We start from the raw sequence: 9,846 nt of genomic DNA, 5'->3' as shown, positions 1-9,846 counted from the left end.
ACGTGTCTACTTTCCGGGGGTCAGGCCCATTTGCCGCCCTTGCGCTCCTGCATGCGGCGCATGCGGCGGTTCATACCCGCCATGTTTTGAGCCTGGCGGGGCATCGGGCCCTTGGGTAGACCCGGGGTGGTGCCCGGCAGATCATCCATAGCCTCGATGCGGCGAATGTTCTCGTAGGTTTCGTTCTTGTTGTAGTTGCGCGGCAGCTTCATGATGTGGGTGCGCAACTTGGAAACCGGCACCTCGTCCTCACCGCTGCCCACGAAGACCTCGTACACCGGCACACCGCCAGCCAAGCGGTCAACGCGCTTCTTCAAACGGTTGAGGGTAGGGGTGACGCGCTTGCGGTCACCTTCGACGACGAAAATGACGCCGGAGTTGCCGATTACGCGGTGAACCAGATCCTGCTGGCGGGTCGCAGCCACGCCAGGCTTGACCTTCCACACCACGCCCACGGTGTTGCGCAGCTGCTGCTCCAAAGCCCAACCGGCGACACCAGGCTGGTCTTCCACCTTCTTGTACATGTCGCGCTCAAGGCGGCGGGTGAACAGGAACATAGCCAGCATCGCGCCAATGCCCAAGCCGATGATGAGCATCAACCACTGGCCGTTGAAAAGCGTGCCGATAAGGAAGAAGAGCAAGCCCATGCCCAAGAATGCAGCCAGCATGATGGGGATGAGAGCCTTGTCCTGCTTGCGCTGCATGTTGAACGCTTGCCACATCTGTGACCAGTTCTGCTTGCGCTGGGCGCGCTTGGCCGCCCGCTCTTGCTTCTTCGCGTCCTTGAGCGACGCCTTATCGTCCTTAGCCATGTCTCCTACTTTAAGGGCAAGGGGAATAAAAAGAGAAACGCGTTAGCGGATGGTAGCAGCAACAGAGTTGGACTGTGCGGGGGTCTTAGCCATGCGCGTGGTGACCGGAGTTTCCTCGGAGGGGCCGTACTTCTCCAGCAGGGTGGAAGCTTCCTGGGCGGTAGCGCCCTGGGACGTCTCCGCTAGGTGCTTCAGGTTCTCCGGAAGCTCGAGACCGCGTGCCTCCATGGCCTGCACGTAAAGCCGGCCAGCCCGGTAGGAGGAGCGGACCAGCGGGCCAGACATGACGCCGCCGAAGCCGAGCTCCTTGGCCAACTTGGAGTGCTCCACGAACTCCTCTGGACGCACCCAGCGCTCGATGGGGTGGAAGCGCGGGCCAGGGCGCAGGTACTGGGTAATCGTGATGATGTCGCAGCCTGCCGAGCGCAGGTCGCGCAGTGCTTCCTCGATTTCTTCGGCGGTTTCGCCCATACCCAGGATGAGGTTGGACTTGGTGATCAAGCCAAAGTCGTGGGCCTGGCGGATGACGTCGAGGGAACGCTCATAGCGGAAGGCTGGGCGGATGCGCTTGAAGATGCGCGGCACCGTCTCCAAGTTGTGAGCAAAGACCTCAGGGCGGGCCTCAAAGACCTCCTGGAGCAGGTCCGGCTTACCGGAGAAGTCCGGGGTGAGGTTCTCCACGCCGGTGTACGGGTTGAGCTCATGAATCTTGCGCACCACCTCGGCGTAGAGCCAGGCGCCCTCGTCAGGCAGATCATCGCGGGTCACACCGGTAATGGTGGTGTAGTTGAGGTCCATCTCCTGGATGTTCTCTGCCACACGACGCGGCTCGTCTCGGTCCAGTTCCTCCGGCTTGCCGGTGGCGATATCGCAGAAATCGCAGCGGCGGGTGCACTTGTCACCGCCGATGAGGAAGGTGGCCTCGCGCGATTCCCAGCACTCATGAATATTGGGGCAGCCAGCCTCCTGACACACGGTGTGCAGGGAAGCACCAGACACGCGAGATTTCATGTCCTCATACCCAGGGCCGGTGCGAACCTGGTTGCGGATCCAACGCGGCTTCTGTTCGATGGGAGACTCCGCATTCTTCTTCTCAATGCGGAGCATCTTGCGTCCTTCAGGCTTAACAGTCACGAAACCTCACTTTAGGTGTTGAACTAGCTCTTTCTAATACAAGCCCAGCGGGTGGTTGCTTTATTCCACCGAGGGTAGCCGCTATTTTTCTTGCGCGGCTTTGCGGGCTTGGCGGGCCTTCTCGTTGGCCACTTTGATGGGATCAGGGGCCGAGGCAAAGGTGTGGTCGGCCACCGTTAGTTCCCCGGAGAGGGCTTTGAGGAGGGCGTCGAGAAGCGGGGCTTCCGCTTCCTCCATGGTCACTGGGCGGCCGAGCTCAAGCGACAGCGTGGATACATCCGCATCATCGATGCCACAGGCCACGATGTGCTCGTAGTACTCCAGGGTATTGGTGCAGTTGAGCGCTAGGCCGTGCATGGTCACGCCGCGGGTCACGCGAATACCCAAGGCGCCGAGCTTACGGTCGCGCTTCGGGGCGGCTGGGTCGGCAGCCTGGGTGGTGGAAGGAACCCATACGCCAGAGCGGCCATCGATGCGCCCAGCGGTGCTCACACCGAGTTCACGGACGGCTTGGATGATGGCCTCCTCAAGGCGGCGGACGTAATCGACAACGTCTACCGGCTCGGCCAGCTTGATAATGGGGTAGACCACCAACTGGCCCTCGCCGTGCCAAGTGATGCGCCCGCCACGGTCAACATCGATGACCGGCAGGCCATTATCAGGCATATCCTCCGGCTGCGTGCGCTTGCCGGCGGTGTAGACGTTGGGGTGCTCCACCACGAGGATGACATCACCCTGTGTGCCCGCCGCCCGCGCCGCCGCGAGCTCGGCCTGCAGATCCCAGGCCTCTTGGTAGCCCATGCGGCCCAAGCGGCGGATCTCCAGTGGTTCGTCGGAAGCGCGGATGGAGCGATCAGCGGGAAAGAAAGGTTCGCGGGGAGCAGTCATGAACCCAATCCTAAACCCCGCGAAGATTCAGCCAGAAAGGGGCTGAGTGTGCGCTGCTCAAGCGCTTTTTTAATCGACGCCGTTGGCGGAAGCGTACTCGTCGGCGGTCATCAGCTCGCCGACCTCGGTGACCTCGACCTCGAAGAGCCAGCCCTCACCGAAGGGATCGTTGTTGATGACTGCATAGTCATCGTGCACGTCCTCGTTGACGGCGGTCACGGTGCCGGTGACCGGGGAGTAGAGGTCAGACACGGACTTGGTGGACTCCACCTCGCCGCAGGTCTCGCCGTGCTCGACGGTGTCACCCACGGCCGGCAGCTCAGCGAAGACGACCTCACCCAGGCGGTCAGCGGCCACGGAGGTGATGCCAATACGGACGGTAGAACCAACGACGGAGTCAGCGGTGGCGTTGATCCACTCGTGGTCCTCGGAGTAGGAGAAATCGGAAGGAAGGTTAGCCATGAGAAGGGGTGTCCTTTCGGTAGTTGACTTCAGTAGTGGAGTTTACTTATCGCGCTTGTAGAAGGGCAGCGCGGAAACCTCGAAGGGGTAGCGCTTGCCGCGGATGTCTACCTCCACGGCAGCACCCGGCTCGAGGCCAGCGGCGGTATCGATGAGAGCGAGCGCCACCGGGTGTCCCAGAGTGGGGGAGGGCTGGCCGGAGGTCACCGTGCCCACCTTGTTCTCACCCACATACACCTCGGAGCCGGCACGGGCCGCGCGGCGCTGGGAGGAGACAAGTCCGGTGATGACGGCCTGCGGGCCCTCCTCGGCGCGCTGGCGCAGCACCTCAGCGCCCACAAAGTCCTGCTCCTTCTTGGCAAAGGCGCGGGACATTCCGGCTTCCACCGGAGTGATATCGCGGGTGAGCTCGTTGCCGTAAAGCGGCATGCCTGCCTCCAAGCGCAACGAGTCGCGTGCTGCCAAGCCGCAGGGCTTGATGCCGTATTCCTCGCCGGCCTTGAGCAGCTCTTCCCACAGCTCCGGGGCATCGGAGTTGTAGACGATGAGCTCGAAGCCATCCTCACCGGTGTAGCCGGTGCGGCAGATAAACGCGTACTTGCGGGCCACCTTGCCGGTCATCGCGGCATAGTAGGGCAGGTCCATGACAGCCTGCTGCTTGGTGTCCTCCACCAGCGGGACAAGGATCTCCAGCGCCTTTGGGCCCTGGACGGCGATCATCGCCACATCGCGGGACTCGTTCTTCAGGTCCACATCGAAGCCCTCGGCGCGCTCGTTGAGCGCTTCCCACACGGTGTCGGCGTTGCCAGCATTGGGCACGACGAGGAACTTGGTCTCCTCCAAGCGGTAGGTGATGAGGTCATCGATGATGCCGCCATCCTCCGCGCAGATCATGGAGTACTTCGCCTTGCCCTCCTTAAGCGTGGTGAGGTTGGAGATGAAGCAATAGGAGAGGAACTCGGCGGCGTCCGGGCCGTTGACCCAGATTTCACCCATGTGGGAGAGATCGAAGAGGCCTGCGGCATTACGTACCGCGCGGTGCTCCTCGAGCTCGTTGTCATACTTCAGCGGCATCTCCCACGGTCCGAAGGGGGTGAAGGTGGCGCCGAGTTTCTCGTGCTCAGCATGCAGCGGGGAGTGCAGGTAGTCAGTCATTGATTAAACCTCCTGGTTGTCGTCGGAGTAGTCAAAAGCCTCTGGCGGCGGGCAGGTGCACACCAGGTTGCGGTCACCGTAAGCCTCGTCGATGCGGCGCACCGGCGGGAAGTACTTGTTAGCGCGCAGGGAGGTCACCGGGTAGGCGGCCTGCTGGCGGGTGAAGGTGAAGTCCCATTCATCGTCCGACACGGCCTCGGCCGTGAACGGTGCGTGGTGGATGACGGAGTCCTCGTAGGCCACCTTGCCGTCGATGATCTCCTGGATCTCGGCGCGGATGGAGCGCATGGCTTCGATGAAGCGGTCCAGCTCACCCAGGTCCTCGGACTCGGTCGGCTCCACCATGAGGGTGCCGGCCACCGGGAAGGACAGGGTCGGCGCGTGGAAGCCGTAGTCCACGAGGCGCTTGGCTACATCGGCGGCGGTGACGCCGGAGGCGTCGGTCAGCTCGCGCAGGTCAAAGATGCATTCGTGGGCAACCAGGCCGGCATTGCCCGTGTAGAGAACCGGGAAGGAATCCTTCAGGTTCTGCGCCAGGTAGTTCGCGCCGAGGATGGCGTGGCTCGTGGCCTCCGTGAGCCCTTGCGCGCCCACCATGGCCAGGTAGGACCAGGAGATTGGCAGCACGCCGGCGGAGCCGTAGCGCGATGCGGTGGACGGCACGCCGGTTCCCTCCACGGCCGGCTGTGCCGGGTCCAGCTGTGGGTCGTTGGCATCCGTTGGCAGGAAGGGCACCAAGTGCTTGGCGACGCCCACCGGGCCCACACCCGGGCCACCTCCGCCGTGCGGGATGGTGAAGGTCTTGTGCAGGTTCAGGTGAGACACATCGCCACCAAAAGCACCCGGGCGGGCCCAACCGGCCAGCGCGTTCATGTTCGCGCCGTCGATGTAGACCTGGCCGCCGGCCGCGTGGACCTTGTCGCAGACCTCGCGTACCTCCGGGTCGAAGACGCCGTGGGTGGAAGGGTAGGTAATCATGATGCCGGCGATGTGCTCGCCGTGCTGCTCAATCTTGGCGTCGAGGTCGGCGACGTCGATGGAGCCATCGTCAGCGGTCTTGACCACGACAACGCGCAGGTTGGCCAGGGTCGCCGACGCGGCGTTGGTGCCGTGCGCGGATGCCGGAATGAGGATGACATCGCGGCCGTGGTCGCCGTTGGCCACGTGGTAGCGGCGGATGGCCAGCAGGCCGGCCAGCTCACCCTGGGAACCGGCGTTGGGCTGGATCGAAACCTGGGCGTAGCCGGTGATATCGGCGAGCCAGGACTCGAGCTCGTCGATCAGCGCGCGCCAACCAGCGGTGGTCTCCTCCGGGGCATACGGGTGGATGCCCGCGAACTCCGGCCAGGAGATGGGCTCCATGGCAGAGGTGGGGTTGAGCTTCATCGTGCACGAGCCCAGCGGGATCATGGTGCGGTCGAGTGCCAGGTCCTTATCCGCCAGGGTGCGCAGGTAGCGCAGCATCTGGGTCTCGGAGTGGAGGGAGTTGAAGATCTCGTGCTGCAGCGGCTCCTCGGAACGCTGGACGGCGGACGGAATCTCGAAGGAGCCAGACATGGCTGGCTCGGAGTTAGTGGAGGCCTCGGCGTCGAAGGCAGCGGCAAGGGTGTTGACGTCCTCGTTGGTAGCGGACTCGCCGAAGGAGACCGAGACCTTGTCGGAGCCGATGGCGCGCACCAGGTAGCCCTGCTCCTGCAGCTGGGTCTTGATGGCGGCGGCATCCACGCCGGTGACGGTCACGGTGTCAAAGAAGTCGCGGGAGACAATCTCCTTGCCTGCGCCGGTGACAGCCGCAGCGAAAGCAGAAGCGCGGTCATGCACGCGCTGGGCAATCTCCTTCAGCCCCTGCGGGCCGTGGTAGACGGCGTACATCGAGGCCACGTTGGCCAGGAGAGCCTGGGCGGTACAGATATTGGAGGTGGCGCGCTCGCGGCGGATGTGCTGCTCGCGGGTTTGCAGCGCCAGACGATAAGCGGGGCGGCCGGCGGCGTCCTTGGACACGCCCACGATGCGGCCCGGAAGCTGGCGCTTGAGCTTATCCGTGACGGACATGAAGGCCGCGTGCGGGCCGCCGAAGAAGAGCGGGACGCCGAAGCGCTGCGAGGAGCCAAGGACGATGTCTGCGCCCATCGAACCAGGTGCCTCCAGAAGGAGCAGCGACAGCGGGTCGGCCACGACGGCGGCCAGGGCGCCGCGGGTGTGCAGCTCCTCGATGGCGGCGCGCGGGTCGACGATATCGCCCTCGGTTCCGGTGTAGGCCAGAACTGCACCGACGAGGTCTTCGCCGACGATGCCATCGCGGACATCAGCAATCTCGACCTCGAGCTCGATGGCGCGGGCGCGCTCAGCGGCCACGGTCAGGACCTGCGGGTGCAAGCGCGAATCCAACAGCACGCGGCGGCCCTTCTTCACCGCGCGGGCCATCAGTCCGACGGCTTCGGCGGTGGCAGAGGCTTCGTCGAGAAGCGAGGCGTTCGCGATGGGAAGGCCGGTCAGGGACTCGATCATGGTCTGGAAGTTCAGCAGTGCCTCGAGGCGGCCCTGCGAGATCTCCGGCTGGTAGGGCGTGTAGGCGGTGTACCATCCGGCATCCTCCAGCAGCCCGCGGCGAATGACCGCCGGGGTGAGGGCATCGGAGTAACCCTGGCCATAGAAGGACTTCAGCACGACGTTCTGGGAGGCGTACTCGCGCAGCTTCGCCTGCGCCTCATCTTCGCTCAAAGCCTCCGGGAGGTTGAGCGCCTCGGTGGCGCGGATGGAGGCTGGCAGGGCGGCATCGACCAGCGCATCGACGCTGTCGTAGCCCAGAGCCTTGAGCATCGTTTCACGCTCGGCTGCATCCGGGCCGAGATGACGAGAGATGAAATCCATATAGTGAATCTCCTTCGTGGCGTTAGTTTGTGTGACCTAAACTGCTCCAAGTATAAAGCGTATGCCATGACATTAACCCCGGTTACCCCTGATTCGGAGATGTAGCGTCACGGCAGTCAGCGCCGCGACTGCGAACCCGATGATGAAGGCGGTGGAATACCCCGTGACAGGGCCCAAAAGCGAGAGGATGAACGGGGCAAAGAAGCCGAGGTAGGTCAGCGAATAAAACACCCCCGTTGCCGCGCCGAGTTCCGCTGGGTGGGCAATGGCTTGAGTTTCTGCGAGCCCGCTGAGCATGCCAATTCCATAGGAGCTGCCCATGATGATGGCCGCGAGGGGCAGGAGGAATACCGCCCAGCCGTGGTGTGCCGCCGCGACGACGATGAGACACAGGACCATGCCTATCGCGGCCAGCACCATGCCGTGGAACGCGGTTACGCGGATGCGGCCCGCTAGCTGCTGGATTACCACGCCGCTTCCCATGGTGAGTAGCGCACAGAGCCCGGCAATGAGAATGGGGTGGCGCAGGTGCTCACTGAGCTGTGAGGGGAGGAAGACGAAGGCAGTGGTGGCGGAGCCAAAGACCCACGGGGCATAGGCCACGACCGGTAGGTAGCGGGGGGTAATCAGGCTGGTGGGGATTAAGGAACGGCGCCGTGGCTGTGAATGAGGCTGTGGCTGTTCGGTGCGCTTTTCGGGCACCGTCCACACGAGTGGAACCACGATGAGTGCTAGGCCGATATGCAATAGATAAGGCAGGACGGTGGGCCAGGGGAGGAACTCTGCGGCGATACCGGCTACGCCAGGTGCCGACGCGAAGCCAGCCGAAAGAGCAATGGAAGAACGCTTGGCGCCCACGCTGAGGTGGGTGCTGAGCTCCTTGATCCAGGCAGCGCCGGAAGACATGGCCAGTCCCACTGCCGCCCCGGCACACAGGCGTCCGATCAGCAAGGGGAGGAAGGCACCGCCTGCGCCGCCGAGGAAGACCAGTGAGCCCGCAGTGGTGGTGAGGACGGCTGGGCGCATGACAGCGCGGCGTCCCAGCGAATCCGAGAGAGGACCGCCAATGAAAAGTGCCACCATGATGCCGAGGGCGTAAATGCCAAAGAGGAAGGTCGTCTGCAGAACCCCCAAATCGGTGGTGACTTGGTAGACCACGACCATGGGGGCGAAAAGATTAGCGCCGCACGCGACGAGGAACATGCCGAGAGCGACGCGGAACCATTTCTGAGAAACCATGCTGCACAGTCTAGTGTGCTGAGTCACAGAGGTTAGGTCTTGGTGGCAAGACGGTTAAAGAAAACGCGCCTATCTGCCAAACTTAGCGCCGATCTCTGAAAACCGGGCAATAGTTTTGGCAGATAGGGCAGTTGCGGCGCCACTGAGCGATGTCACCGAGCTGTGTTTGCGGGGGTGGAGGAAAGCCGGGTGGAAAACGACGAAGCTCCCCCGCCGCAGTGGCAGGGGAGCAAGCCTAGGGCTTGGCTCTAGGGCTTAGAGGTCAAGGTCGGCTTCGAAATCTGCGGTTTCGAGGCGGTCCTTGATGGTCGTGATGAAGCGGCCAGCGTCGGCACCATCGACCACCTGGTGGTCGTAGGTGAACGGCAGGTAGCACATCTGGCGGATGGCGATGGCGTCCTGGCCGTCCTCGGTCACGACGACCGCGCGCTTGGTAATAGCGGCGGTGCCCAGGATGCCAGCCTGCGGCGGAACCAGAATCGGGGTATCCAGCAGGGCGCCCTCGGAGCCGATGTTGGTCACGGTGAAGGTTGCACCGGTCAGATCGTTCGGCTTGAGCTTGTTGTTGCGGGCCTTATCAGCCAGCTCGGCGATCTTCTGAGCGATCTCCGGCAGCGTCAGCTCCTGGGCCTTGTGGATGACCGGGGTCAGCAGGCCACGCGGAGTATCCACGGCGATGGCCACGTTGACGTCAGCGTGGTAGGTCATCTCCTTGGTCTCCGGGTTGTAGGACGCGTTGACGTTCGGGTGGGAGACCAGTGCCTCAACGGTGGCCTTCACGATGAACGGCAGGAAGGAGAGGTTGGCCTCGTACTTGTCGATGAACGCCTGCTTGGACTGCTTGCGCATATCCCAGATGGCGGTCATATCGACTTCCTGGACGTGGGTCAGCTGAGCGGAAATCTGGAGGGCCTCAACCATCTTGGTCGCCGTGATCTCGCGGATACGGTTGACCTTCTGGGTGGTGCCGATGAGCTCCTGCTTCTCCGGATCCACGGACTTGGTGGACCAGCGAGCGCGCGGGTTGCTGGAGGAGGCGCTAGCGGAGGAAGCCGGTGCCTCACCTTCGCCGGCGGCGGCCAGGACGTCCTGCTTGCGGATGCGGCCACCGACGCCAGTGCCGGAGACGGTGGAGAGGTCTACGCCGTGCTTCTCAGCCAGCTTGCGCACCAGCGGGGTGACATACGGGACGTTATCGCCGTTGTTGACCTTCGTGGAGGTCTCAGAAGTCTTCGGCTCGGAGGACTGGGAAGCAGCCGGCTTGTCCTCTGCCTTCGGCTCTTCC

General features: G+C 63.4%; 8 protein-coding genes. All 8 read right to left on the bottom strand.

Going from position 1 to position 9,846, the window contains the following annotated elements; all coding sequences use genetic code 11:
* Positions 1-20: 20 nt before the first annotated feature.
* Positions 21-812, bottom strand: a complete 792-nt coding sequence (locus HMPREF2565_RS09320) for a DUF4191 domain-containing protein (protein WP_071407220.1) — start codon at positions 810-812, stop codon at positions 21-23.
* A 42-nt stretch (positions 813-854) separates the two neighbouring features.
* Positions 855-1,919 carry a lipoyl synthase gene (gene lipA / locus HMPREF2565_RS09315; RefSeq protein ID WP_071407219.1) on the bottom strand — a complete coding sequence of 355 codons (1,065 nt, stop codon included), beginning with the start codon at positions 1,917-1,919 and terminating at the stop codon, positions 855-857.
* A 108-nt stretch (positions 1,920-2,027) separates the two neighbouring features.
* Positions 2,028-2,834 (bottom strand): lipoyl(octanoyl) transferase LipB, encoded by an 807-nt coding sequence (gene lipB, locus HMPREF2565_RS09310; RefSeq protein WP_071407218.1) that lies wholly within the window; start codon positions 2,832-2,834, stop codon positions 2,028-2,030.
* Between the two features lie 69 nt (positions 2,835-2,903).
* Positions 2,904-3,296: a glycine cleavage system protein GcvH gene (gene gcvH, locus HMPREF2565_RS09305; protein ID WP_046647929.1), complete on the bottom strand. Its 393-nt coding sequence runs from the start codon at positions 3,294-3,296 to the stop codon at positions 2,904-2,906.
* Positions 3,297-3,338: 42 nt separating this feature from the next.
* Positions 3,339-4,451 carry a glycine cleavage system aminomethyltransferase GcvT gene (gene gcvT, locus HMPREF2565_RS09300; RefSeq protein WP_071407217.1) on the bottom strand — a complete coding sequence of 371 codons (1,113 nt, stop codon included), beginning with the start codon at positions 4,449-4,451 and terminating at the stop codon, positions 3,339-3,341.
* A gap of 3 nt (positions 4,452-4,454) precedes the next feature.
* Complete coding sequence (gcvP, locus tag HMPREF2565_RS09295; protein WP_071407216.1) at positions 4,455-7,322, bottom strand: aminomethyl-transferring glycine dehydrogenase; 2,868 nt, start codon at positions 7,320-7,322, stop codon at positions 4,455-4,457.
* Positions 7,323-7,394: 72 nt separating this feature from the next.
* Entirely contained in the window at positions 7,395-8,561 is a 1,167-nt protein-coding gene (locus HMPREF2565_RS09290; RefSeq protein WP_071407215.1) for an MFS transporter, read from the bottom strand.
* Positions 8,562-8,816: 255 nt separating this feature from the next.
* A partial coding sequence (sucB, locus tag HMPREF2565_RS09285) for a 2-oxoglutarate dehydrogenase, E2 component, dihydrolipoamide succinyltransferase (protein ID WP_071407214.1) occupies positions 8,817-9,846 on the bottom strand: 1,030 nt, incomplete at its 5' end.

This window comes from Corynebacterium sp. HMSC072A04 (genome assembly GCF_001809235.1).
In the GTDB taxonomy this organism is placed as follows: Bacteria; Actinomycetota; Actinomycetes; order Mycobacteriales; family Mycobacteriaceae; genus Corynebacterium; species Corynebacterium hiratae.
Note: the sequence above shows the minus strand (reverse complement) of the source record. Positions and strands in the feature narration are given on the sequence as shown.